General features: G+C 72.4%; 20 protein-coding genes. 19 read left to right on the forward strand and 1 reads right to left on the reverse strand.

Annotation, left to right across the window (positions count from 1 at the left end; translation table 11 throughout):
- The first annotated feature begins 5 nt into the window (after nt 1–5).
- The 19 genes from T336_RS0102245 (at nt 6) to T336_RS0102335 (ending at nt 23,858) form a co-directional block, all read left to right on the forward strand.
- Nucleotides 6–407 (forward strand): DoxX family membrane protein, encoded by a 402-nt coding sequence (locus T336_RS0102245; RefSeq protein WP_026431339.1) that lies wholly within the window; start codon nt 6–8, stop codon nt 405–407.
- Nucleotides 397–2,073, forward strand: a complete 1,677-nt coding sequence (locus T336_RS24670; protein ID WP_035225180.1) for an MFS transporter — start codon at nt 397–399, stop codon at nt 2,071–2,073. The genes T336_RS0102245 and T336_RS24670 overlap by 11 nt, the downstream gene beginning before the upstream one ends.
- Nucleotides 2,074–2,308: 235 nt before the next feature.
- Nucleotides 2,309–5,614 (forward strand): AAA family ATPase, encoded by a 3,306-nt coding sequence (locus tag T336_RS27085; RefSeq protein ID WP_167333631.1) that lies wholly within the window; start codon nt 2,309–2,311, stop codon nt 5,612–5,614.
- Between the two features lie 179 nt (nt 5,615–5,793).
- On the forward strand, nt 5,794–6,651 hold the full coding sequence (locus T336_RS24675) for a prepilin-type N-terminal cleavage/methylation domain-containing protein (protein WP_084151350.1): 858 nt from the start codon (nt 5,794–5,796) through the stop codon (nt 6,649–6,651).
- A 26-nt stretch (nt 6,652–6,677) separates the two neighbouring features.
- Nucleotides 6,678–7,562 (forward strand): prepilin-type N-terminal cleavage/methylation domain-containing protein, encoded by an 885-nt coding sequence (locus tag T336_RS0102265; protein ID WP_026431341.1) that lies wholly within the window; start codon nt 6,678–6,680, stop codon nt 7,560–7,562.
- Between the two features lie 2 nt (nt 7,563–7,564).
- Complete coding sequence (locus T336_RS0102270; protein ID WP_035225225.1) at nt 7,565–8,050, forward strand: hypothetical protein; 486 nt, start codon at nt 7,565–7,567, stop codon at nt 8,048–8,050.
- Entirely contained in the window at nt 8,047–9,327 is a 1,281-nt protein-coding gene (locus T336_RS0102275) for a hypothetical protein (protein ID WP_026431343.1), read from the forward strand. Before T336_RS0102270 ends, T336_RS0102275 begins: the two co-directional genes overlap by 4 nt.
- A 20-nt stretch (nt 9,328–9,347) precedes the next feature.
- Complete coding sequence (locus T336_RS26475; protein ID WP_156957780.1) at nt 9,348–9,914, forward strand: hypothetical protein; 567 nt, start codon at nt 9,348–9,350, stop codon at nt 9,912–9,914.
- Nucleotides 9,911–10,552, forward strand: a complete 642-nt coding sequence (locus T336_RS0102285; protein ID WP_026431344.1) for a hypothetical protein — start codon at nt 9,911–9,913, stop codon at nt 10,550–10,552. The genes T336_RS26475 and T336_RS0102285 overlap by 4 nt, the downstream gene beginning before the upstream one ends.
- Nucleotides 10,552–11,313, forward strand: a complete 762-nt coding sequence (locus T336_RS0102290) for a prepilin-type N-terminal cleavage/methylation domain-containing protein (protein ID WP_035225185.1) — start codon at nt 10,552–10,554, stop codon at nt 11,311–11,313. The genes T336_RS0102285 and T336_RS0102290 overlap by 1 nt, the downstream gene beginning before the upstream one ends.
- A gap of 19 nt (nt 11,314–11,332) precedes the next feature.
- A complete protein-coding gene (gene mshL, locus T336_RS0102295; RefSeq protein WP_035225228.1) occupies nt 11,333–13,081 on the forward strand; it encodes a pilus (MSHA type) biogenesis protein MshL in 1,749 nt (582 codons plus the stop codon).
- Nucleotides 13,082–13,107: 26 nt separating this feature from the next.
- Nucleotides 13,108–13,986: a tetratricopeptide repeat protein gene (locus tag T336_RS25695; protein ID WP_167333632.1), complete on the forward strand. Its 879-nt coding sequence runs from the start codon at nt 13,108–13,110 to the stop codon at nt 13,984–13,986.
- Nucleotides 13,986–15,593 carry an ExeA family protein gene (locus T336_RS25700; protein WP_051647033.1) on the forward strand — a complete coding sequence of 536 codons (1,608 nt, stop codon included), beginning with the start codon at nt 13,986–13,988 and terminating at the stop codon, nt 15,591–15,593. The genes T336_RS25695 and T336_RS25700 overlap by 1 nt, the downstream gene beginning before the upstream one ends.
- The gene (locus T336_RS0102310) at nt 15,559–17,256 is read left to right on the forward strand and encodes a GspE/PulE family protein (RefSeq protein WP_084151353.1); all 1,698 of its coding nucleotides are present in this window, start codon (nt 15,559–15,561) and stop codon (nt 17,254–17,256) included. Before T336_RS25700 ends, T336_RS0102310 begins: the two co-directional genes overlap by 35 nt.
- An 11-nt stretch (nt 17,257–17,267) precedes the next feature.
- Nucleotides 17,268–18,539 carry a type II secretion system F family protein gene (locus T336_RS0102315; RefSeq protein ID WP_244883860.1) on the forward strand — a complete coding sequence of 424 codons (1,272 nt, stop codon included), beginning with the start codon at nt 17,268–17,270 and terminating at the stop codon, nt 18,537–18,539.
- The gene (locus tag T336_RS0102320) at nt 18,539–20,836 is read left to right on the forward strand and encodes a GumC domain-containing protein (RefSeq protein ID WP_026431349.1); all 2,298 of its coding nucleotides are present in this window, start codon (nt 18,539–18,541) and stop codon (nt 20,834–20,836) included. Before T336_RS0102315 ends, T336_RS0102320 begins: the two co-directional genes overlap by 1 nt.
- Nucleotides 20,833–21,927, forward strand: a complete 1,095-nt coding sequence (locus T336_RS0102325) for a hypothetical protein (RefSeq protein WP_026431350.1) — start codon at nt 20,833–20,835, stop codon at nt 21,925–21,927. The genes T336_RS0102320 and T336_RS0102325 overlap by 4 nt, the downstream gene beginning before the upstream one ends.
- Nucleotides 21,924–23,132, forward strand: a complete 1,209-nt coding sequence (locus tag T336_RS0102330; RefSeq protein WP_035225189.1) for a prepilin-type N-terminal cleavage/methylation domain-containing protein — start codon at nt 21,924–21,926, stop codon at nt 23,130–23,132. Before T336_RS0102325 ends, T336_RS0102330 begins: the two co-directional genes overlap by 4 nt.
- A 3-nt stretch (nt 23,133–23,135) precedes the next feature.
- Complete coding sequence (locus T336_RS0102335; RefSeq protein ID WP_019699940.1) at nt 23,136–23,858, forward strand: type II secretion system protein; 723 nt, start codon at nt 23,136–23,138, stop codon at nt 23,856–23,858.
- Nucleotides 23,859–23,865: 7 nt separating this feature from the next.
- Here the strand turns inward: T336_RS0102335 and T336_RS0102340 are convergent, their stop codons facing one another.
- The gene (locus T336_RS0102340; protein ID WP_026431351.1) at nt 23,866–25,944 is read right to left on the reverse strand and encodes a molybdopterin-containing oxidoreductase family protein; all 2,079 of its coding nucleotides are present in this window, start codon (nt 25,942–25,944) and stop codon (nt 23,866–23,868) included.
- Nucleotides 25,945–25,976 lie beyond the last annotated feature (32 nt).

Genomic DNA, 25,976 nt, shown 5'->3' on the forward strand with positions numbered 1-25,976 from the left:
GCGGGATGCTGCATGCCGCGGCCGCCGCCTCCTGGGTGCAGCCGCTGGCCCTGCTGTGCCTGTGCGCGGCCTACCTGCAGGGCGGATGGGACAAGGCCCGCGACTTCCGCGGCGCGGTGGCCGAAATGCGCCGCTTCGGCCTGGCGCCGGCCGGGCCCATCGCCCTGGCCACCATCGCGCTGCAGTTCGGCGCACCGGCCCTGATCCTGTCGGGCTGGTACCGCTGGGCGGGGGCGCTGGCGCTGGCCGGTTTCACCGCCGCCGCGGCTTTTCTGGCGGACCGTTTCTGGACGCAGGCGCAGCCCGAGCGGCAGCGCAGCGCCAATGCATTCTTCGAACACTGGGGCCTGGTGGGCGGCATGCTGCTCGTCGCCTGGCACGACCTGGGAGGCCACCATGCCGGATAACCACACGACCGCCAAAGCATCGGGCAGCTTCGCGCCGCTCGCCATTCCCGTCTTCGCCGTGCTGTGGGCCGCCACGGTGCTGGGCAACATCGGCAGCTTCATGCGCGACGTGGCCAGCGCCTGGATGGTGACGGAGCTGTCCTCCAGCCCCGCGGCCGTGGCGCTGATCCAGACGGCGGCCACGCTGCCCGTCTTCCTGCTGGCGATTCCCGCGGGCGTGCTGTCCGACATCCTGGACCGCCGCCGCTTCCTGATCGGCGTGCAGGTGCTGCTGGGCGCCGTCAGCGGCACGCTGCTGGTGCTGGCCCACACGCAGGCGCTGACGGTGGAGTGGCTGGTGGCGCTCACCTTCGTGGGCGGCATCGGCGCGGCGCTGATGGGCCCGACCTGGCAGTCCATCGTGCCCGAGCTGGTGCCGCGCAGCGAGCTCAAGAGCGCCGTGGCGCTGAATTCGCTGGGCATCAACATCGCCCGCGCCATCGGGCCGGCCGCGGGGGGCCTGCTGCTGGCGAGCTTCGGCGCGGCGGCAGCCTACGGGCTCGACGTGCTGAGCTATGTGTTCGTGATCGCCGCGCTGCTGTGGTGGAAGCGCCCGCAGGCCGAGGCCTCGGCGCTGAACGAGCAGTTCTTCGGCGCCTTCCGGGCCGGCGTGCGCTATACCCGCGCCAGCCGCGAGCTGCAGGTGGTGTTGCTGCGCGCAGCGGTGTTCTTCCTGTTCGCCAGTTCCGTCTGGGCGCTGCTGCCGCTGGTGGCGCGCCGCATGCTGGGCGGCACGGCCGGCTTCTACGGCGTGATGCTGGGCGCCGTGGGGGCGGGCGCCATCCTGGGCGCGGTGCTGCTGCCGCAGTTGCGCAGGCGCCTGGACACCGACGGGCTGGTGCTGCTGGCCTCGGCCGTCACGGCGGTGGTGATGGGCGTGCTGGCCCTGGCGCCGCCGCAGTGGGCCGCCGTGGCGCTGATGCTGGTGCTGGGCCTGGGCTGGATCATCGCGCTGACCACGCTCAACGGCGTGGCCCAGGCGGTGCTGCCCAACTGGGTGCGGGGCCGCGGGCTGGCCATCTACCTGATGGTGTTCAACGGCGCCATGGCGCTGGGCAGCCTGGGCTGGGGCCTGGTGGCGGGCCGGCTGGGCCTGCCGGCCACGCTGCTGGCCGGGGCGGCCGGGCTGGTGGTGGTGTCGCTGGTCTTCCACCGCGTGAAGCTGCCCACGGGCGAAGCCGACCTGCAGCCGTCCAACCACTGGCCCGAGCCGCTGTTGGCCGAGCCCGTGGCGCATGACCGCGGCCCCGTGATGGTGCAGGTCGAATACCGCGTGCGGCGGCACGACCTGCCCGCCTTCCTGCAGGCCATGCAGCACGTGGCCCGCGAGCGCCGCCGCGACGGGGCCTATGCCTGGGGCGTGGCCGAGCACAGCGGGGAGCCGGGGCGGGTGATCGAGTGGTTCCTGGTCGAATCGTGGGCGGAGCATTTGCGGCAGCACCGCCGCGTCTCGCGGGCCGACGCCGACCAGCAGGCCGAGGCACGGCGCTTCCACATCGGGCCGGAGGCCCCGGTGGTGCACCACTTCCTGGCGCTGGACCCACGCCGTCCCGGTGCTCCGGTGCCGCAAGACCTGGCCACGGACGGGCACGGCCACGGCCATGCCGGCAGCGGCGGGGCGGGCTGACCGGTCTTGAGACGGAGCTGGACCTTTTCTTGCTTGCGGTTGCCCGGCCGTCCGGAAACACGGTCCGGAGCCGGGCGTGCAGTCCGGGGCCTGCGGATGTGTCGCCATTTGGTAACGACATAATCCGCCCGCCGAAAACTGTGCCCGCAGAGGCGGCGCTTCATGAATCCTTCACCCGAGCAGCGATTGAAACATGCAGAATCTGCCGTTTCCATCACATTGCCTTCATTTTTTTGTGACGCCCCCCGCCGATAGATTGCTGATCGCCCTGTCCGGGCGCCCGATGGTGCTGGACTGGGACGGGGCCAGGCCGCTCCAGTTCAAATACCGCAAGAGCACCGCCCTGCTGGGCTATCTGATCGGGCAGGCCCGGCGCGAGGTGCGGCGGGAACTGCTGGCGCAATGGCTGTGGCCCGATCTCGATACGCAGGCCGGGCGAGCCAACCTGCGGGTGGTGCTGGCCGACCTGCAGGCCCAGTGGCGGCAGCTGGCGCTGCCCGGGACGATCCGCGTGGAGCGCGACTGGATCATGTACCAGCCCGCTGCGGGGCTGTGTGCCGACCTGGAGATCCGCACGTCGCCGCACCTGCTCGACGCCATCGAGGGAGAGCTGCCCGCGGACTGGATCTTCGCCCTGCAGTCCGAGCCCGCCGACTGGCTGGCGGGGGCCGACGAGGGCGCGTCGGAGGAGTTCCGCGAGTGGCTCGGCGTGCAGCGCCAGCGGATGGAGGCGGTCCGCAGCGACCGGGAGGTGCCCGCCCCGGCGGCGGCCGCGCTGCCCGCCGTGCCGGCCGGCAGCGGGGCCGAGGGATGCGCCGATGTGGCCGCGATCACGCTGCTGCGCGTGCAACTGGCGGACGTGGATGCCAGCGACCGCCACCCCAGCACGCCCGAAATGGACGCCCTGGTCGATGCCCTGAAGGCGGAGGTGCAGCGCTTCGACGGCGTGGTGCTGGCGACCGACGATGCCGGCTGCACGCTGGGCTTCGGCGTGGACAGCCGCCACACCGGGCAGCGCTGGCAGGCGCTGCGCTGCGCGGCCGCTCTGGCGGCCATGATGCCCCCCGGCCGCGCTTTGAGCGCGGGCGCCACCCATGGCTGGGTGCTGCTGGACCGCGCGCCGCAGTGGCACGCCGTGGGCTGGCGCATGCGCCTGGCCGAGCGGCTGGCCCAGCGGGCCGAGCCGGGCGAAATCGTCTGCGACGAGAGCATGGCCGACATGGCGCCCAGCTTCGGGTGCCGGCCCCTGGGCACCCAGCGCTTTCGCGGCATGGGCCGTGAATTCACGCTTTTCGGCTGCCGGCTGGACCAGCGGGAAGCGCGGCTGCCACCCGGGGGTGATTTCGCCGGCAGCAGCTTTTTCGGGCGGCAGGCGCTCGTCGCCTCGCTGCTGCAGACCCTCCGGGCCCCTGCAGGCGCCGGTCCGCTGGCGGTCTGCCTGAGCGGCGAGCCGGGCGTCGGCAAGACGCGCACCGCGTGGGAGTGCGCCCGGTGCTGGCTGGAGCAGGGCGGCGTGGTGTGGATGGCGGCCCTGCCGGAAGGCGCCGGCACGCCGTGGCGCGCCCTGCACGACCTGCTGGCCGGCATGCTCGCGGGCCGCGACGATGCGGGCGGCGTGGATCTTCCGCCACCGGCACGGCAGGCGCTGATGGCCTTCCTGGAAACGCGCAACGTGGGCCGGCGACAGCGCGCCGACCTGGCCGACGGGCTGGGCCGGCTGCTGCCGGGCCAGGGCGCGGGGCCGGTGCTGGTCGTGGTGGACGACGCGCAATGGCTCGATCCCGCCTCGGCCGAATTTTTGCTGCCGCTGGCGCAGCAGCAGCCGCAACTGCGCTGGCTGCTGAACCGCCGTGCGGATACGCCCCAGCCGCTGCCCATCCCGGGCCTGCAGGAGATCGCGCTCGCCCCGCTGGACGACGACGCCGCGCGCGAGGTGCTGCGCAGCCTGCCGGACGGCCCGGGCCTCACGCCCGAAGCCGTGCGCGGGCGCGTCGCCAGCGCGCGCGGGCTGCCTCTGTACCTGCTGGCGGGGTCGATCCACCCGGACGGCGCCAGCCATTTCAACGAGTTCTGCCACGCCCTGCTCAACCGGCTGGGCCCGCTGCGCGAGGGCATGGAGGTGGCGGCCGTGCTGGGCATGCTGTTCTCGCGCGACGACCTGGCGCACCTGTGCGGCGAGGCCCTGGCGGCCGACGCCTTGGAAGGCGGCATCCGCGCGGGGCTTGTCGTTGCGCGGGGGCTGGGCCATGCGGCCTTCTTCCATGCGCGGCTGCGCGAATACGTGCTGTCGGCCATGCGGCCCGAACAGTTGCAGCGCCATGCCCGCCGAGCGGCCGGCCGCGCGGCGCAGCAGGGCCAGCATGCCCGCGCGGCAGGGCTGCTGGAGCAGGCCGGCGACCCCGCGGCCGCTGCCGAAGCCTGGTACCGCGCGGCGCGGCAGGCCGTGGCCGAGGACGACATGGCCGCCGCCTGCGACAGCTGCGCCCGCCTGGCGGCACTGGGGTACTTTCCCGGGCCGGCCGGCATCGAGGCGCGCATCCTGCACGGGCGCTGCCTGATCGCGCGCCACGGCTACGGCTCGGACCAGGCGCATGCGGTGGTGCAGGAGCTCGGCCGCATTCCGCTGCCCCCCTCGCTCGATCCGGAGCTGATGTTCGACATGCAGATGCTGGCCTATCTCGGGTCCAGCTCGCAGGGCTATGTCCATGGGCTGGACCATGCGCACCGGCTGCAGGCGATGGCCCGCAGCCCCGCGCAGCATTTCGCCGCCGCCTGGGCGATGGGCAACACGCTGTTCTGGCTGGGGCGCTTCGAGGAGGCGCGCGGCTGGTTCGAGGCCAACCGGCGCATGGGCCGGGCGCTGGAGCTGCACGAGCGCATGGCGCACCTCATGTCCGACCTGGCCGTGTTCTCTGGCGCCCAGCTGGCCTGGCTGCTGTGGTTCGTCGGCGAGGACGCCCTGTCGCGCGAGACCATCGAGCAGGCCCGGGCGGAGGCGCTGCAGTCGGCCACGCGGCAGGACCTGTGCATCGTCCAGTGCTTCCATGCCCTGGTGGCCTGGTGCCGCCGGGACCCGCCGGCCATGCTGGCGACGGCCGAAGTCGCCTGGACGGTGGCCGAGCTCGAGGGCCTGCAATTCTGGTACGGACTGGCCGGCATGCTGATCGTGCTGGCGCGGGCCCACGCCGGTCTGCCGGTGGATCTCGCGGCGGTGACCTCCGGCACGACGGCCCTGCAGGTCGGCTACCGGGCCGCAGCCACCACGGAGGCCTGGTTCGGCATCTCCGTGCTCTGCGCGACCGGCAACCCGTCCGGCGCGCTGGCCCTGGCCGAGCAGGCGCTGGCCGCCGCGCACCTGAGCGAACACCAGTATTGCTGCATGGACATCTGGCGGCTCAAGGCCGAGGCCCTGTCGGGGCTGGGCCGGCCGGAAGAGGCCGTGGCAGCGGGCCGGCAGGCGGCGGCGCTGGCCCGGCAGGCAGGAGCGCACGGGTGGCTCGCGCAATGGGGCGGCACGCTGCCCCCACCAAGCCGGCCCTGACCCGTACTTGTCGCCTGGCGATGCAAGGCCAGGCAATTGCAAGGGATTACGGCAAAACGCGGCTGTGGCCTACAAATAACACTTTGAAACTGTTCTAACGGTCTGCTAACGGTGCCCTCCTAGCATGCGACCCGTCCCGGCTTTTCGGGATGCCGATCCATCCCGACCAGAGGGTACGCATGTCTGCACACCTTATTTCCCGCCGCGCCGGCCGTGCCGCCCGTGCGGGCCTTCCCCATCGCCTCCAGCAGGGTTTCACCCTGGTGGAAATGGCCATCGTCCTGGCCGTCATCGGCCTGATCATCGGCGCCATCGCCATCGGCAAGGACGTCCAGCGCAACGCCGAGTACACCAAGATCAAAAACAAGTTCATCGACCAGTGGGAGCAGGCGTACAACGCCTACTACCAGCGCACAGGCGTGGTGCCGGGCGATTCGCAGACCGCGCCGCGGCTGATGGTCAATGGGGCGAACTATGCCGGTGCCTCGGGGGTGATGTCCGGTGGCGACATGTCGGGCGTGACGGCACCTGGAGCCATCTGCCACGGTGCGGCTGGTCCGAACATGACGCGGACCATGCAGGGCGCTGGCGCCGCCGAGGGGGTTGCCAATCCCTTCGACCTGCGCCTGCTGATGAACCAGGCCGGCGTGCGCATGCCGCCCGGCCGCGCGGAAGGGTCCGAAGACCGTTACGTATACCTCGACACCAACGGCAACCCGCAGGAAATCCAGGTCTGCTTCCAGTGGAACAGGCCCGGAAGCCCCGAGAACTCGGGCAACGTGATGGTGATCACGGGCCTCACGCCCGACCTGGCCCGCATGCTGGACCAGATGATCGACGGCAAGCCGGACGCGCAGGAAGGGCGATTCCGCCAGCAGGGCATCGGCAACGGCACGGCCAACACCGCCGGCGTGGAATGGGGCGCCAACAACACCTACCAGGATGGTGCGACGGGAGCGACCGCCACCGCCGCCGGCCGTACGCAGGACGAAGACCAGGTGATCCGCATGGTCGCCATCTACAAGATGAACCAGTGATGCACGCCACCGCCCGAGGACCCATCATGCGCCCCTGCCGCTCCCCGCTCGCCCGCCGCATCCAGCGCGGTTTCACGCTGGTCGAAATGGCCATCGTGCTGGCCGTCATCGGCCTGATCATCGGCGCCATCGCCATCGCCAAGGATGTGCAGCGCAACGCCGAATACCAGAAGATCGCCAACAAGTTCGCCTACCAGTGGAAGGCGGCCTACGACCAGTACTACCAGCGCAACGGCGGTGTGATCGGCGACTGCCAGCAGGCGCCGACCTACATGGTCAACGGCTCGGAAACCTCTTTCGGCGGTGCGGCCGCCGTGTGCAACCGCGCGGGCGGGGCCGCCAAGGCCGGCATTCCCGAGAACTTCACCAACACCGGCCTGAAGGTCTGCAACGGCCAGGGCTATGCCAAGGACCAGGTGGGCGATGGCGACGCAGCCCTCGCCACGCAGAACCTGCGCGAGCTGTTCAACCGCATCGGCGTGCGCATGCCGCCCGGCCGCGGCGAGGGGCAGGAAGACCGCTATCTGTACCAGGACAGCAACGGCAACGCGGCCGAGCTGCAGGTCTGCTTCCAGTGGAACCCGCCGGGCACCGCCAGCGGCGCCGGCAACGTGATGGTGCTGCGCGGGCTCACGCCCGACCTGGCCCGCTTCCTGGACCAGGTGATCGACGGCAAGCCGGACTCGCGCGAAGGCCGCTTCCGCATCCAGGGGCGCACGGCGCACGCCGCCGCGGGCGATGCCAATGCACCCGGCACCGCCTGGGAGGCCAACAACACGATCGCCAGCAAAATCCAGGCGCAGGACACCGCCACGGGCCCGGCCAATGCCGGTGCCGCCACCACGACGGGCCGCCAGTACGACGAGGACCGCGTGGTGCTGCTGACGGCCCACTGGATCATGGAAGAGTGAGCGTGCCGACGTCCAAGCGTGCGGCCCGCCTGGCCGCCCTGGCATGCGCCACGGTATTGCTGGCCGTGGGGGTCTGGGTGGCCCGCGACGGGCTCCAGCAGCTGGCCTTCGAGCGGCGCGAGGCCGCCACGGCGGCTGCGCGCGTGGGCGCCCTGCGCAACGCGATGCCCGAGGTGCTCAAGCGCGAGGAATACGCCCGCCTGGCCGTACAGGCGCGGCAGGCTGCCGCCCAACTGGGCTTCGATCCGGCGGGATGGGCCGAGCGGCGCATCAACCGCGGCGCCACGCCGGTATCGCGCACCGAGGCCGCGGAACTGCTGCGCCAGATGGGCTCGGGCGGCGGCGAGCGCTTCTTCGCGGCCGATAGCTTCGAGCTGGCGGTGCTGTCGCGCGAGGCCGGCCTTTTCACCCCGCCTGCCGCGGACGACAAGGGCTTCGTGCTCGCGGTCAACGGCACGCTGTATTTCCCCCTGGCGCCCAAGCCATGAGCATCGACAACATTCTCCTGGTGACCCGCGACGGGTGGCGGCAGCTGTCCGGCGGTGCGGTGTCCGACGTGGCGCCCTGGCCGGTGCTCGACGCACCCGCCATCGTGGTTACGGATTTCGAGGAAGCCCCGATGGGCAGCTACCGCTTCGACGGCGGCAAGCCGGCCTATGCCGCGGCCCTGGTCGAGAAGCGCGCCCGCGCGGAAGGGCTGACCGACGGCGCGGCGCACGTGGTCGTGCACCGCGTGGTGTCGGTGCGCGGCGGGCTGCAGACCTTCCACACGGTGGTGCCGCTGGAGTTCTGGCAGCGCATGCTGCAGTGGTCCGCGCAGCAGCGTGACCATTGCATTGTGCTGCCGCTGGGCGCGCTGCTGGCGGCTGGCGTGGGGCAGGGCCATGCACGGATGCTCCGGGCCGGGCGCACGCTGCATTTCTTCGGCGAGTCGAAGGCCGGGCTGCATTACCAGAGCACGAATGCGATGGGGCGCGGCACGGACGACCTGCAGGCCGCCGTGCGCGTGCTCTCGGGCCAGAGCCGGGCCGGCATCGCCAACGGGATCACGCACCCGGTGGAGTGGGGCAGCCTGTGGGCTGCCATGGCCGGTGAAGACGCGCAGACGGCGCAGCAGTGGACCGCGCTGTCGGACATCCCCGCCGAGCCGCTGCCGGCCGCCGCGGCGGGCACGGGCGCTTCGGTGCTCCCGGCGCTGGTGCGCCGCGCCGGCGCGCGCGCCGCGATCAATCCGCCGGTGGCGCGCATGGCCTGGTGGAGCGAGCGGCTCGTCGCGGGCGTGGCCACGCTGACCGGGGTGCTGGCCGTGGGCCTCGCGGGCCTGGGCATGGTGGTGCAGGGCGAGGCGCAGGCCACGCGGGCCAACGCGGCCGAGACCCGCCGCGAAGCCGCCGCGCTGGAGGCACGCATCGCCGCGGTCAACAAGGCGGAGGCGCCGCAGGATTTCGCGCCGGTCGCGGACATGGCCCGCAAGCTGGGCGACGGCGCGCGCTACGACCCCGTTGCCATGCTGGCGCTGCTGCGCGACTCGGCGGCCCCGGGCACCCGCATCCTGCGCGTGCGATTCGACAGCGGTGCCAGCGGAAGCGTGGCGCCGGGTTTCCAGGTCGATGGCGTGGCGGATTCCGGCGGCGTGGGCGCCATCGGCCGCCTGCTGACCAGCCTGCGCGCTGCCGGCTGGACGGCCCAGCCGGTGAATGCGCTGGACGCTGCTCCAGGCGCGTTCTCGTACCGCCTCACCGCGGTCCCCGGGCCGCGTGGTTGAAGAAGAAACGGCAATACCCCATGAAATATGCAGCGCTCCTGCTCAACGCCCTGGCGTTGATGCTTCTGGGCTGGGGGCTTTTCGCCCTGTACGGCCTGCTGACGCCGCGCGCGCCGGTGGCCCGCGTCCCGATGGTGGAGCTCGGCTCCCCGCCGCCCCGGGCGGCGACGGACCGCAGGCAGGTGGCCGCCACGCTGGACGCCATCGCGCAGATCAACCAGCGCATGCACACGCTGGCACCGGTATCGGACCGGCCGCTGGTCGCCGTGCCCGCGCTGGGCACGCCCGGCGCGGAAGGCCCCACGATGCCGCAACGTTCCGTCACGATGCTGATGCGGCAGGGCGACGGCTACGTGGCCATGGTCGATGACCGGCTGGTGCGCCAGGGCGATCGCCTCGACGGCGGCGGCCGGGTGCTGAAGATCGACCGCAGCCAGGTGGTGGTGCGCGAAACCAGCGGCCGCCAGACGCTGACGATTCCCGTGGACCGGCTGCGCGTGGGTACGCTGCGCTCGGCCGCCGCCCCCGACACCACGGCGGCACGCCGCCAGTTCAATGCGCCGGCCCGCGTGGGAGAGGCGCCATGAACCGCGGTGTCGTCGCCGGCCTGGCCGCGGGCGTGGCGCTGATCGCGGTCGCCGCCGCGCTGCTGGTGCGCAGCGACCCCGCTGCCGTGCAGGGGCCGCAGGCCACCGCGCCGGTGACCGCCATGCCCCCGGCGCAGCCCGGCGCCGGAGCCGCGCCGGTGGCCGTGCCGCCCGGTGCCTCCGTGCCGCCCGTGGCGGCCGATGGCGCCGGCCGTGTGCCGGCCGATCCGTCCGCGGCGCCGTGGCTCGGCTCCACCGGCGCACGGGCTTCCGCGCCCGGCGGCGCGCCGTCCATGGCGGCCGGCCGCGCGGGAGCACCGTCGCTGGACGACATCCAGAAGCGGCTCCAGGCCATGCTGGCCCAGCCGCAGCCGGACGTGCGCGAAGTCGATGCGGTGCTGGCCGACCTGCAGCGCAACCAGGGCAGCACCGTGGTGTCCGGCGTCGATCTGCAGGCGGTGCGCGACAACCTCGCGCGCAGTGAACGCATCCGGCAGATTTCGGTGGAGATGCAGGCGCTGGCGTCGAAGCCGGGGCCGGACGTGCCCGCGCAGCTGCAGTCCCGCATGGCGGAGATCCAGCGCCTGCAGGCCGGCATGACCGGCAATGTGGCGGTGCCCGCGGGAGCGGCACGGTGATGTGTCGCCCCGGCCGTGGACGGACCGCACGGCAGCGCGGCTTCTCGCTGGTCGAGCTGTCCATCGTCCTGCTCGCCCTGGGCGTGCTGGGATGGGCCGTGGCCGGCAGCTACGGCAATGCGGGAGCCGTGCGCGACCGCGACGGTGCCGTGCAGACGGCCGAGACGCTGCGCGAGGCGCTGCGCGCGTTCGCGCTGCGCAACGGCCGGCTGCCGTGTCCGGATTCCGGTGGCACAGGCTGGGAGGGCGATGCCTCCGGCGCCTGCGCCGATGGCGTGGAGGCCGGCTGGCTGCCCTACCGCACCCTCGGCCTGGACGTGCCGCAGGCTGCGCTGCGCGCGGCCTATGGCGTCTATCGCAACGAGGCCGCCACCGGGGGCGATGCGGACCTTGCCGTGGCCACCGAGCGCACGGGCGACGCGCCCGGCACGCCCGGCTACCGCAATGCCCGCGACCTGGTCGCGGGACTGGTGATCGCCGGCCGGCAGGCCGTGGCAACCACCCATGCCCGGCTGACCGGGGACGACGCCGGCGAAGGCGCCGTCGATTGTCGCAACAACGCCCGCTCGCACCCGGCCTTTTTCATCGTCGTGCCGCTCGAAGACCGCGACAACGACGGCAACCGCTTCGATGTGCCCCATGCCGCCGGAATCCCTTGCGCCTACAGCCCCGGCACCGCGCTGCGCAGCGACCGCGACGACGTGGTCGCCGCCGAATCCATGGCGGCGCTGGCCGGCTGGATCGGCGCGCGCGCCCCTTAGAAAAGATATGGAACCCGACATGCCTTCCCTGCCGCACCACTTCCGTCCCCGATGCGCGCTGCTGGCGCTCGCCGCCGCCGCGATGCTGGCCGGCTGCGCCAGCCCGCCCGCGCCGCGCAGCCTGCAGAGCCTGCGCCCCGCCGACCTGGAAACGCCGGACAGGCTGCGCGAGCAGATGGTGGCCGAGTCGCAGAAGCTGCTGGCCCACCAGCTGGCGCTGAACCAGCAGCTGCGCCAGGCGGCGCCCGCGCCGGAGATCGCGCCCGTGGCGCCGAAGTTCGATCCGCTGGAGGGCAAGGTCATCACGGTCGCCATGTCGCGCGCCACGATCAGCCAGATCCTGGCGGCCTTCGCCGACAGCGCGCGGATCAACCTGATCGTGGACCCGGCGGTGGTGCGCGCGGGCCAGCTCTCCGACATGTACCTGCGCGAAGTCTCCCTGCGCGAGGCGTTCACCGAGGTGCTGCGCTCCTACAACGTCGCGGGCGAGATCCAGGGCAACACGCTGCGCGTGACGCTCAACGAAGAGAAGTTCTTCAACCTGGACTTCCTCAACAGCAGCACCACGCTGGACCTGTCGTCGGGCGGCAACGTGTTCGGCAATTCGACGGGCGGCGCGGGCGGCGGCGCTTCCAACGCGCTGCGCGGCAACCTGGCGATCACCGGCACCGGCGGCGTGAAGGCCGACCCCTACCAGGAAGTCGAGAACAACCTGCGCGTCATCCTGGGCGAAGACATGCGCCGCCCCACGGCCCAGCCGTCCGCGCAGGCCCCCATTCCGGCCGCGCAGCCCGGCGCTGCGCCGGCCATGGCCCCCTTCAGCGCCGACCTGGCCGAAGGGGCGGGCACGGACGCGGGCTTCAGCGTCAACCGGCTGACCGGCACGCTCTACGTGAAGGCGCGGCCCGCCAAGATGCGCGCGGTGGAGAAGATGCTGGCCAAGGTGCAGGGCATGTTGCGCCAGCAGGTCTATATCGAGGCGCAGCTGATCGACGTGCAGCTGTCCGACAGCTATGAATTCGGCGTGGACTGGAGCATCCTGCGCGGGCGTCTCGCCTCGGGCTTCGGCACCTCGCCGATCTCCCTGTCGGGCGTCCAGGGTTCGCTGCCCAACACGGGGCCGGCCCTGGCGCGCACGGTGACGCTGCCGGCGGCGCTGATCGGCAGCCTGACCGGCCCCGCGCTGGGCGTGGGCTACCAGGGAAGCACGTCGAGCGTGGTGCTCAATGCCCTGCGGTCCTTCGGCAACCTGAAGGTGCTCTCCAACCCCAACGTGCAGGTGCGCAACGGCACGCCCGCGATGCTGTCGGTGGGCAACAGCATCCGCTACGTGTCGCGCTCGTCCTCGACGCAGGTCGTTCCCGGCGGCGGTGCCAGCACCACGACCTCGGACGTGCAGACCGACTCCGTCTTCTCCGGCGTCATGGTGGGCGTGCTGCCCTACATGCGCGAAGACGGCCGCATCGAGCTGCTGGTCAACCCGATGCAGAGCGAGGTGGACCCGGCCAGCCTGGCGCTGGTGCAGGTGAACTCCGACAACCGCGTGACGCTGCCGGTGGTGAGCTACAAGGGCCTGACGACCACCCTCAACGTGGGCGACGGCGACGTGGTGGTGGTGGGCGGCCTGATCGACCAGCGCACCACGGACCGCGACCGCGGCGCGCCCGGCCTGTCCGACGTGCCCGTGCTGGGCAAGCTGGTCGGCAACCAGTCCGACACCCATGCCAGCCGCGAACTGGTGATCGTGATGCGGGTGCGCAAGCTATGAGCCTCATCCACCAAGCCCTGCGGGACATGGACCCGCCCCTCGCGGCCGACGCGGCCGCGCTGGCACCCCGTGCCGCGCCGGCCCCCGCGCGCGGGCGCCGGGGCCCGCTGCTGGCGCTGGTGGCGGCCCTGGCCGTCGCGGGCGCGGGGCTGGCCGGCTGGCATGCGCTGCGCACGGGCCGGCCGCTGCCGGCTGCCGCGGCGCCCGCGGCCACGCCGCCGGCGGTCATCGCATCCGCCGTGGCGGCCCCGCTGCCACCGGCCCCTGCCGCATCGGCACAGGCACCCCTGCCATCCGCTTCCCCGGCACCCGCCGTGGCGGATGCGACCGCCGCGCCTGCGCTTGCGCCCGCGCCCGCGCCCGCTCACCAGGCCGATGCCGCGCCGGTCCTGAGGCCCGTGCCCGCCCGTGCTTCTGCCCAGGCATCCACCGAACGGCCGCGCGCCAGCCGTGCCGCGACGCCCCCGGCCCACCCAGCGCCGGTCCAGCCGGCGGCCGCACGGGTCGCCGTCCCGCCCGCCGCCCCGGCCTCTGCCCCGGCCGCCATGCCGGTCGAGCAGCGGTTCAATGCGTTCCTGCAGGCCATGCGGACGGGCGATCTGCCGGGTGCCGGCCAGCACCTCGCTGCGCTGCGGCGGGAGCTTCCGCCCGGCAGCGTGTCGCTGCTGCGCGCCGAGGGCTGGCATGCCCTGGCGGGCGGCGACGCGTCTGCCGCCGCGCGCATCTACCAGGACATCCTGGACCGCCTGCCCGGCGACGAGGAAGCCAGCATCAATCTCGCCAGCATCGAGGCGCGGCGCGACCGTGCGGAATCCGCGCGAAAAATCCTGGCCGATGCCGTGCGCCTGCATCCCGAATCGGAGAGCCTGAAGGCCGCCCTGGCGCGCTTCCAGGCGAAGTCCTGATGGCGCTCGCCGCACTCCATGCGCGGCTGGGTCTGGTCCGCAATCCATTCCCGCCCACGCCCGATGCCAGCGCGTACTTCTTCACCACGGCGCTGGAGGAGCAGTTCGTCGAGGTGATGCACTGCATCCAGGCGCGCAAGGGCTTCGTGCTGCTGACCGGCGAGGTCGGGCTGGGCAAGACCACCTTCGTGCGGCGCCTGCTCGACACCCTGCCTGAGGGCGAGGTGCGTTCCGCGCTGGTGTTCAACACCTTCCTGCAGCGCGAGTCGCTGCTGTCGGCCATCCTGCGCGACTTCGGGCTGGAGCCCTCGGGCGACATGGACGAGGCGCTCACGCGGCTCAACCGCTTCCTGCTGGACGAGCACCGCGCGGGCCGTACCTGCCTGCTGGTGATCGACGATGCGCAGAACCTGCAGCCCGCATCGCTGGAACTGGTGCGGCTGCTGTGCAACCTGGAGACCGGCCAGGAAAAGCTGCTGCAGATCGTGCTGTCGGGCCAGCCCGAGCTGGAGGCGATGCTCGACGGGCAGGACCTGCGCCAGCTCAAGAGCCGCATCGTCAAGCATGCGCGCCTGCGCGGCCTGGAGGCCGGCCAGGTGCTGCGCTATTTCGAGATGCGCGTCTCGGCCGCCGGGGCCGCGGGCCGCATCGCCCTGCAGCCCCGCGCCGCGCGGCAGCTGCACCGCGCCACGGGGGGCAACCTGCGCCGCATCCACCTGGTGCTGGACCGCTGCATGTACGGGCTGGCCGCGCAGGGCGGCGGCGCCATCGACGGCCGGCTGCTGCGCGCGGCCCTGGACGACCTGGACGGCGGCGGACAGCCGGCGGGCCGCCGTCCCGGCTGGCATGCGCTGCTGGCTCTCGGCGGCCTGGGAATGGCCGCCATCGGCGTCGGGGCGGCCTATGTGTGGCCGGTGGAGCCTGCGCCCGCGGCACCGGCTGCCGTGGTGGCTCGCCCGTCCGCCGCGGCCCCCGTGCGAGCTGCCGCAGAGCCATCGCAGGCATCGCCGGCATCGCCGGCACCGGACGCGGGCGCACGGCCCGCCGCCAGCGTGCCCTCGGCCACCCTGGACGAGCCCTCCGCGCCCCCGGTGGCAGCGTCTTCGGCCCCCGCGTCTGCGCCCCTGCCGGCCGCGCCTGCCGTGTCTTCCATGCCTTCCGCCGTGCAGGCCACTGCGGAGGCCGGCCCGGGCCAGGACGAGCAGCGCTGCCTGGCGCGCATCGCGGCTGAGTCGCAGAGCCGGCCCATGGTGCGCCGCCTGCTTCCCGCCGCGGCGGCCGGCCGCCTGCAGCCGTCGGAAGGCCTGTGCCTGTTCGACCGCGACGGGCAGCACTGGGCCTTCTGGCGCGACACGCTGGACCGCTCCGCCTACGTTCCCACGCCGCTGGCCACGCCTGCCGGCACCGCGCTGCAGAAGGCGCTGGTGCGCCAGGGCGTGTTCGACGCGGCCCGGGTGGACGGCTTCTACGGCCCGCAGACCGTGGCGGCGCTCGCCGCCTTCCAGGGACGGATGGGCCTGCCGGCCACCGCCGTTCCCGACGAATTGACCTACATGCTCCTGGAGAAGATGAATGCAGCCCCCGCTTCCGGCGCCCGCGTTGAGTGAAGGCCTGCTGTCCCCCGACAGCGGCACGGCGCTGCTGATCGGCGAGCAGCTGATCGCCGACGGCGTGGTGACGCCGGTGGTGATCGAGTACGCGCTGCACAAGCAGAAGATCGAAGGCGTTCCGCTGGGCCGGCTGCTGATGGAGCTGGGCTTCGCCAGCGGCAAGGAGATCGCGCGCTACCTGTCGCGCCAGCGCGGCATCCCGTTCGTGAACATCGCCGACCTGCCCGCTCCGGACCCCGACGTGGCAGCGGCCTTCAACCGCAACGTGTGCCTGACCCACGCCTTCCTCCCGCTGCGCCGTGACGGGGATGTGGTGGAGGTGGTGCTGGGCGATGCCGTTCCCGGCGCTGTGGCCGACGTGGTGGACCGCCGCACCGGCATGGGCGTGCGCTTCCTGCAGGGCGAGTTCGACAAGGTGGCGCGCGCCACCCAGCAGCACTACTACTTCGCGGAGAACCCCGCGGACAAGCTGATCGCCAGCGAGGTGCGCCGGCTCGCCGCCGACGTGGACCGCGCCTACAGCCCGGCCCGGCTGCTCGACTACGTGCTGCACCTGGGCGTGCGCGAGCGCGCCACCGACATCCACATCGCCCCCACGGCGCACAGCAGCACGGTGCTGATGCGCATCGACGGCGTGATGCGCCCGATGTTCGCGCTCTCGCGCGCGCTCGACCGGCTGGTGAGCTTCGTCAAGCTGCAGGCCGAGATGGACGCCAGCGAGCAGCGCCTGCCGCAGGACGGCAGCTTCACCGCCACGGTGCTCGAGGCCGCCTACACGGTGCGCGTCTCCACGCTCATCTCCGAGCAGGGCGAGCGCATGGTCATGCGCCTGCTGCCCGAGCGCGGCGACCTCGACAAGCTCGAGGACCTGGGCTTCCTGCCCGAGGACGTGCAGCGCATGGCCCGCGTGTTCGCGCGCCCGCACGGCCTGATCCTGATCACCGGCCCGACCGGCTCGGGCAAGAGCACCACGCTGCATGCCGCGCTGCGCATGCAGCCGGTGGTGGAGCGCAACGTGGTCACCGTGGAAGACCCGGTGGAATACCGCGTGCCCGTGGCCTGCCAGACCGAGGTCAACCGGCGCGCCGGCTACGACTTCTCCACCGCGATGCGGCACTTCCTGCGGCACGATCCGGACATCATCCTGGTGGGTGAAATCCGCGACGGAGAAACCGCGCGCGCCGCGCTGGATGCCTCGTCCACCGGCCACCTGGTGCTGTCCACGCTGCACGTGGGCGGCATCTTCGGCGTGGTGCCACGGCTCAAGCTGCTGGGCGTGGATGCCGACACCATCGCCGAGAACCTGGTGGCCGTCATCAACCAGCGGCTGGTGCGCCGCATCTGCCCCGACTGCCGCACCGAGCGCGACGCGACCGAAGAGGAACAGCGCTGGCTGGGCCAACCCACCGCGCGGCTCTTCCACGGCGCGGGCTGCAGGCATTGCCGCGGCACGGGATTCCTGGAGCGCCTGCCGGTCTATGAAATGCTGATCGTGCAGCGCGAACTGGCCGATGCGATCGCGGCCGATGCCCCGCGCGGCGTGCTGCGGGAGATCGCCGAGCGCGGCGGCCTGCGGCCCATCCTGGACCTCTCGCGCCACCGCGTGCTGGCCGGCGAGACCACGGTCGAAGAGATCGAGCGCGCCGTCGGCGGCCATTGAAGCGGATTCCCATGAGCCAGATGCGCCTCTACTACTACCGCGTGCTGCTGCCGCACGGCGCCCTCAAGCAGGGCCTGCTGCAGCTCATGGTGGAGCGGGACCACTCCGCGCGGCTGCGGATCGAGCAGGAGACCGAGGGCACCGTGCTCACGCTGCGGCGCCTGCCGGGCTGGATGCTCGATGCCGGCAGCGTGCTGCGCCGCGTGGGCGGGCGGGGCCTGCGCATGGAAGACCTGGCCGGCCTGCTGCGCGACCTGAGCCTGATGCTGGCCGCCGGCGTGCCCGCCATCGAGGCGCTGCGCACGCTGGTGGAGGAGGGCGGCCAGACCGGACAGCACGCGGCCGGGCGCGTCGCCAAGCGGCTCGCCGACGACCTGATGAGCGGCATACCGATGGCGGCGGCGTTCGAGCGCCAGCCCGACGTGTTCCCCGAAACCGTGCGCAACCTCGTGGCCATCGGCGACCAGTCCGGCACGCTCGACCGCATGCTGGCCGAAGCAGCGGAGCACGTGGAGCGGATGGTCTCGATCCGGCGCGACATCCGCACGGCGATGATCTACCCGATCTTCGTGTTCGCGACGATCTTCGCGGTGGCCGCGTTCTGGGTCTATTACGTCGTGCCCAACATGGCGCGGCTCTTCCGCCAGCTCAACGCCAAGCTGCCCCCGATCACCGAGGGGCTGGTGCGCTTTTCCGACGCGCTGGCGGAGCATGCCCTGGTGGCCGCGCTGCTGGTGGTGGTACTGGCGGCGGCGACCGCCTATGTCTTCGTGCGGGTGCCACGCGCCAAGGTGGTGCTGCACGAGGTGCTGCACCGGCTGCCGATCACCCGGGTGCTGATGACCGCGTCCGGCATGGCGCACCTCACCGAGCACCTGGCCATCCTCGTGCGCGCCGGGCTGGAGTTCGTGTCCTGCCTCGACATCCTGGAGCGCTCCACGCGCGACCGATACTACCGCCACCGGCTGCGCCGCGTGCGCGAGGCCGTGGCACGGGGGGAGCGCATTTCCCTGGCCATGCGCCGCGTGGGCGGCTTCCCGGCCATGGCCGTGCGGATGATCGCGGTGGGCGAGGAGTCCGGCAGCCTGGACCAGCAGCTCACCCACCTGGCGGTGGAATACCGCAAGCGGCTGGACACGCTCATCAAGTCGCTCTCGGAAATCATCAAGCCTGCCATCATCCTGGTGGCCGGCGGGCTGTTCCTGTTCCTCATCGTGGCGCTGCTGCTGCCGGTCTATGACCTGGTCCAGCAGTCGGTGCAGCAATCGCTGGGAGCCCGCTGATGGGCCAGTCCCGCCGCCTGCGCCGCCATCCCGGCACCGCACCGGGCCGCCGCCAGCGCGGCCTGGGCCTGCTGGAGGCCATGCTGCTGCTCCTGGTGGTGGCGGGTGCGCTCGTGGCGGGCGCGATCGCGATCAAGTCCCGGCAGGCCTCGATCGCCGCCGAGGACGAGATGGCGGCGCTGGCCCAGGCCGACCGCTTCCTGGCCAGCTTCGTGGCGGCATACAACCGCCTGCCCTGCCCGGCGACGGGCGACACCGGCCTCGAGGACTGTGCCTCCCTCGCGCAGAAGGGTCGGCTGCCCTACCGCACCCTCGGCCTGGAGGGATCGATGGCCGCGGCCGGCATCGGCCAGCTGGGCTACGAGGTGCAGCGCAGCGCGGTCGATCTGGCCCGGGCAGCGAGCGGCAACAACGACTTCGAGCCCATCGCCTTCGGCGGTGACACCTACAACGCCCGCCGCGCGCTGGGCAACCCGGGCACGACCGCCGACTTCTGCCAGACCCTGGCCAAGGGGGCCGCGGCCTCCGTGCAGCCTGCGCAGGCCCGCGTGGGGCCGGCTTCCGGCGGCTATCCCGTGGCGTATGCGCTGGCCCACCCGGGCCGCAAGGACGCCGATGGCGACGGCCAGCTCTTCGACGGTCTCAATGCCGGCACGACCGCCGCGATGGAACTGCCCAACGCCGGCTCCGTCCTGGGCAGCTACGACGACCGGGTGGTCGCGCGCACCTATGCCGGCCTGGGCCGCATGCTGGACTGCGACCGCCTGATCGCCTCGCTCAACGTCATGTCCCTTGCCACCGAGGTCGTGGAGGAGGTGGACTCCCAGCGCTCCAACGGCCTGGCGGTGGCGGCGGTCATCACCTCCGTCAACGGTGTGAAGGCCATTGTCAGCGGCATCAAGATCGCCGTCTCCGCGGGCACCATGGCGACAGCCTCGGGCTACATGGCCACGGCCAGCAGCCTGCTGGCCACCGCGATCGCGACCTGCGTGTTCCTCGTCGGATGTGCGGAGATCCCCCACGCTGCGGCATCGGTCGCCGCGGCCGGCGTGGCGATCGCGGCATCGGCCGTGGCGATCGGGCTCAATGCCGCCGCGCTCGCCTCCTCGCTGGTGGCCTTCGGCATCGGCGTGGCCGCGACGGTCCAGGCCGGCCAGGCCCAGACCGTGACCATGGACATCTCCGCCTCGGTCACTGCCGCGAAGGGGACCTGGGACAAGGCCACGGCCACGCGCGTGAAGGCGCTGGCGGACCTGGGCACGGCGCAGTCGCAACTGGCCACGGCCACCAGCGAGCGCGACGCGGCCAACTCGGCGCTCTACACCGAGGCCCACAACGTCATCACCGAGGCGAACAACAAGGGCTCCCCCAACAAGGGAACCACCAGCATCACCGCCTTCGATGCCGATCTCGCCGCCGTCCGGGACAAGGCCGATGCGTGGATCCTGGCCCTGCAGAACTACAACAACGCCGTGGATGCCCTCAAGCAGGCGGAGCAGACGTCGGCCGGCTCCAACACGACCACCACGCAGAACGACGCGGCCATCGCGGCGCTGCAGGCGCAGATCGACGCGGAGACCGACCCGGCCAGGAAGGCGGAACTGCAGAAGGCCCTGGATACCCTGCGCGCACAGGGCAGCACCAGCAACAACGCCGCCCAGATCCAGCGCCTGCGCCAGCAGATGGACGGGCTGAGCACCGAGATCGCCAACCTGGACACCCAGATCGCCGCCGAAACCGATCCGGACGCACGCGCCGCGCTGCAGCAGCGCCGCGCCACGCTCCAGGCGCAGAAGGACGACCTCGGCACCCAGCTCGCTAGCCTCTCCCTCACGGTGGCTTCGGCCCAGGCCAACAAGGACGCGGCGCAGGCCGCGCTCTCCGCGGCCAGGACCGCGCTCGACTCCGCGCGGGACAGTGCCGCCGACAAGTTCAAGGCACTGCCCTACGTGGTGCGGGAATGCACCACGCAGATCGTGGACAAGAAGGAAGTCCAGACCTGCAAGGACGTGAACTACACCTTCAATGGCCGCCAGCGCGTGCTCGACAAGCTCAATGCGCTCTACGACACCAGCAACGGCAAGTACTTCATCTGGTGGACCCGCAACGAGAACGTCAAGTCCGCGCAGCAGGTTTACGACCGCAGCGTGAGCCAGGAGGCCAGCGCCAAATCCCAGTACGAACAACTGGCCGGCATGGCCACCGGCGGCTCCAGCGGCGAGGCGATGCCCAACGCGATCTGGAAGGGCGCCGAGACCATCCTGAAGCAGGTGGACCTGCGCGGAGGTATCCGATGACACGCAATGCATGGCGCCGGAGCGCGGGTTTCTCCGTCGTGGAATTGGCCGTCGCCCTGGCGGTGGTCGGCGTGGCGGGCCTGGCGGCCTGGCAACTGCTGCCGGCCAGCCGCGGCGTGGCGCAGGGCGACCCGGCGCAGCTGCGCCTGCGCCAGGCCCAGGATGCCGTGGAAGGCTTCGTCCTGCGCAGCCACCGCCTGCCCTGCCCGTCGCCCGTCGGCGGCAGCGGCAGCGAGGTCTGCGGCGCGGATGCGCTGGGCGAACTGCCGTGGCGCACCCTGGGGCTGCCGCGCGCCAACGTGCCGCTGCGCTACGGGGTGTACCGCACGCCCGCGGCCGACCTGGCCACCGCCGTGGCGAAGTTCAGCCCGAACCTGCCGCCCCTGCCCGTGGTGGCCGGCTACAACGCGGCGCAAATCAACGGCCTGGACTTCTGCCAGGCCCTGCGCGTGGCCACGGCCGCGCCCACCGGCCTGCAGGCCGGCGGCGTGCCGGTCGCCTACGCGGTGGCCGACGCGGGGGCCGACCGGGTCTTCAACCTGCCCTATAGCGGGACCTTCCCGCTGCCGGGAGCGGCCTCCACGCCGGAATTCGACGACCGCATCGCCGCCACCGGGCTGGGCGAGCTGTCCGCGCGGCTGTCGTGCGTGACCCGCCTGGGCGAGGCCCAGGCCGCGGCCCGCTCGGCCTACGCGGCGTTCGATATCTACCGCGATGCGGACATGTTCGACCGCTTCCGCGGGTTCGCCTACCAGGTGCGCATTACCGACCGCAAGTTCGCCGAGGCCAACCTGGGGCTGGCCTCCCTGGACATGCTGATCGCCATCGGCACGACCGCCAGTGCCGTATCGCTGGCGGCGAACAGCGTCGGCATCGGCGCCGGCACGGTCATCGGTGCCGTGGGGGCCATCGGTGCCGCGTCGGCCGCGCTGGTGGTGGCCAGCGTCCAGCTCGCATCGGCCGTCACGGCGGAGGCCAAGGCCGGCAAGCAGGCTGCGGATTCGACGGTGGTGAAGGAGCGCATGCGGCTCGCGCGCGACGCCGCCGTCGCTGCCGCCGCCCAGCAGGACACCAAGGGATTGTTGCCATGAGGAAGACCCATCGTCCCGGAGACCGCCGCCAGGCAGGCTTCTCCCTTGTGGAGTTGGGCGTGGCGCTGGTGCTGCTGGGCCTGCTGGCGCTGGCCTTCGTGGCCTACTGGCGCATGTCGGCGCAGGAGAAGACGAGCGTGGCCGACCGCGACCTGCTGGCGGTGACCGAGCGCGCGGTGGTCGGTTTCGCGCATGCCCGCTTCCGCCTCCCATGCCCGGCCGGCGACTCCGCCGGCAACGAGGACTGCACCGGCGGCCGCCAGGTCGGCTTCCTGCCCTGGCGCACCCTGGGCGTCCCCGATGCGCGCGCGGGCACGCTGATGTACGGCGCCTACCGCGCGCCCGACACCGGCCAGCCCTGGCGCGACATGGACCTGGCCCAGGCCCAGGACCGCCTGCGCCCCTCGTTCACGGTGGGCCTGCCGCCCGTGCTGCCCGCCACGCCGCTCGCGCTCAACCCGGCCAACGTGAACCTGCTGGACTTCTGCTATGCCCTGACCCTGGCCTCCAACGCGCCCGCCAACGCCTCGGCCCTGGGCGTGGTCGATGCCAATGCAGGCGCCGCGCGCCGCGCGGTCGCCTTCACGGTCGCTGCACCCGGGCTGCTGGACGCCGACGGCGACGGCAATCCCTTCGATGGCCGCCAGGCCAGCGCGTCGAACACGTCTCCCACCTTCGACGCCGCCAACCGCCCGGTCTCCGGTGGTTACGACGACCGGGTGCTGGCCGTGCCCTTCAACGCGCTGTTCGCGCAGATGCAGTGCGGCCAGGCGCTCTCGGCGGTCAGCCATTCCCATGTGAATGCGGCGACGGCCGCGGCCTCCATGCAGCAGGCGATGGTCGATTACCAGCGCCAGCTGGAGATCGCCGCGCTGCTCGCGGGTGCCGGCGTGGCCTCCGCCACGGCCGGGGTGCTCAGCGCGTCGGCGGGGCTGTCCTCCGCCGTGGCGGACTCGGCCAACGCGGTGGCATTCACCATCCTCACCTATGGCTCGGCCGCGGGCGTGATGGCGCCGGCCGTCGCCTCCGTGGTCGCCAACACCGCCGCCGTCGTGGCCTCGGCCGCCACGCTGGCCAAGTCCGTGCTGGCCAAGCAGGAGGCCGACCGCCGCGTCACCGAGGTGGCGCCCCTGGTCACCGACAGCGCCGCGCAGGCCACCGCCATCGATGCGGACGCCCGCACCGCCGACAACCTGGGTTTCTGACACATGCGCCTTCTTCCCATCCACCGCCCGGCCCCCCGCCGCCGTGCTGCCGCGCAACGCGGCTTCAGCATGCTGGAGCTGTCCATCGCGCTGGTCGTCATCGGCCTGATCATCGGCGCCGTGGCCGTGGGCCGCGACCTGCAGCGCAACGCCAGCTACCAGCGCATCTCTTCCAGCTTCGTGCAGGGATGGCTGATGGCCTACGACGCCTACGTCGCGGGCACCGGCATCGTGCCCGGCGATTCGGCCACGGCCCCCACCGGCCTGGTCAACGGCAACACGAACGAGCTGTGCGGCAACGACCTGCTCAACGTGTTCCTGGCCGCCGGCATCCGCCTGCCGCAGGGCCGCGCCGAAGGGCAGGCCAGCCGCTACGCCTACCTGGACTCCAACGGCAACCCGCAGGAGGTGGAGGTGTGCTTCCAGAACGTGGCCTGGGCCGAGCCGGGGACGGCCGTCGGCACCTATGTCTCGCGACCGCGCAACGTGATGGTGCTCAAGCGCATGACCCCGGCGCTGGCCTCCCTGCTGGACGCGCAGATCGACGGCAGCGCGGACGCGCGCTTCGGCCGCATGCGGGAGAATTCCCAGGCCGCCCTGGTGGCCGTGACCACCGGCGTGCCCTGGAGCGTGGACGAGCGCATGGCCTTTGGCAGCACCACGGCCACCACGCTCGACGAAAGCCAGGTGGCGGTGGTGACGGGCTGGGTGGTGATGAACCGCTGAAGGCGGCTCAGGGGGCGGCCAAGGTCTCGACTTCCACCGCGCAGTCGTAGAACGTCGGCGCAGCCCCCAAATCGGTCAGGGCCTGGCCGGTGACCTCGTTCACGTTCGTGCCCTGCAGGCCGAACTTGCGCCACCAGATGCCCAGGCCATGGACCACGCCCGCCCGCGCGCGGCCGTTGAGCGCCACGCGGCAGGCGTAGCTGCCGCGGTCGTTGAACACGCGCACCGTGGCGCCGTCCGCGATGCCGCGCGCTGCGGCGTCGTCGGGGTGCATCTCCAGCAGCGGCTCGCCCTCGATCTGCCGCAGGCTCTTCACGTTCACGAAGGTGGAATTCAGGAAGTTGCGCGCGGGCGGCGAAATCATCGCCAGCGGGTAGCGGCCACCGGGCTGCGCCGGCTCGTGGTTGGGCAGGTAGTCCGGCAGCGGATCCAGCCCCTGCGCGGCCAGCCGCTCGCTGTGGAACTCGCAGCGGCCCGAGGGCGTCGGGAAGCCGCCTTCCGCGAACGGCGCGTCGGGGATGGCCAGCGTGGCGAAGCCCGTGTCCAGCAGCTGCTGGAAGTCCACGTGGCCGCCATAGGCCTGCCGGCACAGGTCCTCGTCGCTGTCGGCGAAGCAGGGCTCGGTGAAGCCCATGCGCGCGGCCAGTTCGCGGAACACCTGCGTGTTGGGCCTGGACTGGCCGACCGGTGCCACGGCCGGCCGGTTCAGCAGCACGTCGGTGTGGCCGTAGGCCACGTGCACGTCCCAGTGCTCCAGCTGCGTGGTGGCGGGCAGCACGTAGTCCGCGTAATCGGCCGTGTCGGTCTGGAAGTGCTCCAGCACCACGGTGAACAGGTCGTCCCGCGCGAAGCCGCGCACGACCTTCGCCGAATCCGGCGCCACGGCCACGGGATTGCTGTTGTAGACCACCAGTGCCTCGATGCGCGGGCCGAACCCGGCGGACGCATCGCGCAGCAGGTCGTCGCCGATGGTGGACATGTTCACCGTGCGCGGCATCCGGCCGCCGGGCAGCAGGTCCGGCCGGTGCAGCGCCTGCCGCTGCACGGGGAACTGCCCCGAGCTCGACAGCAGCAGCCCGCCTGCGCGGTGCCGCCAGGCGCCCACGAGCGCCGGCAGGCAGGCCACGGCGCGCGTGGCATTGCCGCCGCCGCGCGCGCGCTGCATGCCGTAGTTGAGGCGGATGGCGGCCGGCCGCGTGGTGCCGTAGTCGCGCGCCAGTTGCCGGATCTGCTCCACCGGCAGCCCGCACACCGCCGCCGCGCGCTCGGGCGGCCAGGCCAGTGCGCGCGCGCGCAGGCCTTCCCAGCCCACGGTGTGGCGTGCGATGTAGTCGTGGTCCAGCCAGTCGTTCGCGATCAGCTCGTGCATCAGCGCGAGCGCCAGCGCGGCGTCGGTGCCGGGCAGCAGCTGCAGGTGCTCGTGGCACTTGTCGGCCGTCTCGGTCCTGCGCGGGTCGATGCACACCAGCCGGGCGCCTGCGCGCTTGGCCTGCTGCGCATAGCGCCAGAAGTGCAGGTTGCTGCCGATGGAGTTGCTGCCCCAGATCAGGATCAGCTGCGACTCGGCGAAATGCTCCACCTTCATGCCCACCTTGCCGCCCAGCGTCTGGTTCAGGCCCTCGCCGCCGGCCGCGGCGCAGATGGTGCGCCCCAGCAGCGAGGCGCCCAGTCGGTGGAAGAACCGCCGGTCCATGCTCTCGCCCTGCACGAGCCCCATGGTGCCGGCATAGCTGTAGGGCAGGATGGCCTGCGGATCGCGCGCCGCGATGGCGGAGAGGCGCGACGCGATATCCGAAAGCGCCTCGTCCCAGCCCACGGGCTCGAATTGCCCGCTGCCCTTGGGGCCGACGCGGCGCAGCGGCGTGAGGATGCGGTCGGGGTGGTTGGTGCGCTCGGCGTAGCGCGACACCTTGGCGCAGAGCACGCCGTCGGTGTGGCCATGGGCCGGGTTGCCCTGCACCCGCACGGCCACGCCGTTTTCCACCGTGGTGACCAGGGCGCAGGTATCGGGGCAGTCGTGCGGGCATGCGCCGCGCACCTGCAGGGGCGCGCCGGACGGCGCGGGAGTGTGCGAAATGGTTTCCATCGTGGGCATCGTGCGGGGCGGGGCGATACACT

The sequence above is a fragment of the Paracidovorax oryzae ATCC 19882 genome, from assembly GCF_000687165.1.
Classification (GTDB): Bacteria; Pseudomonadota; Gammaproteobacteria; order Burkholderiales; family Burkholderiaceae_C; genus Paracidovorax; species Paracidovorax oryzae.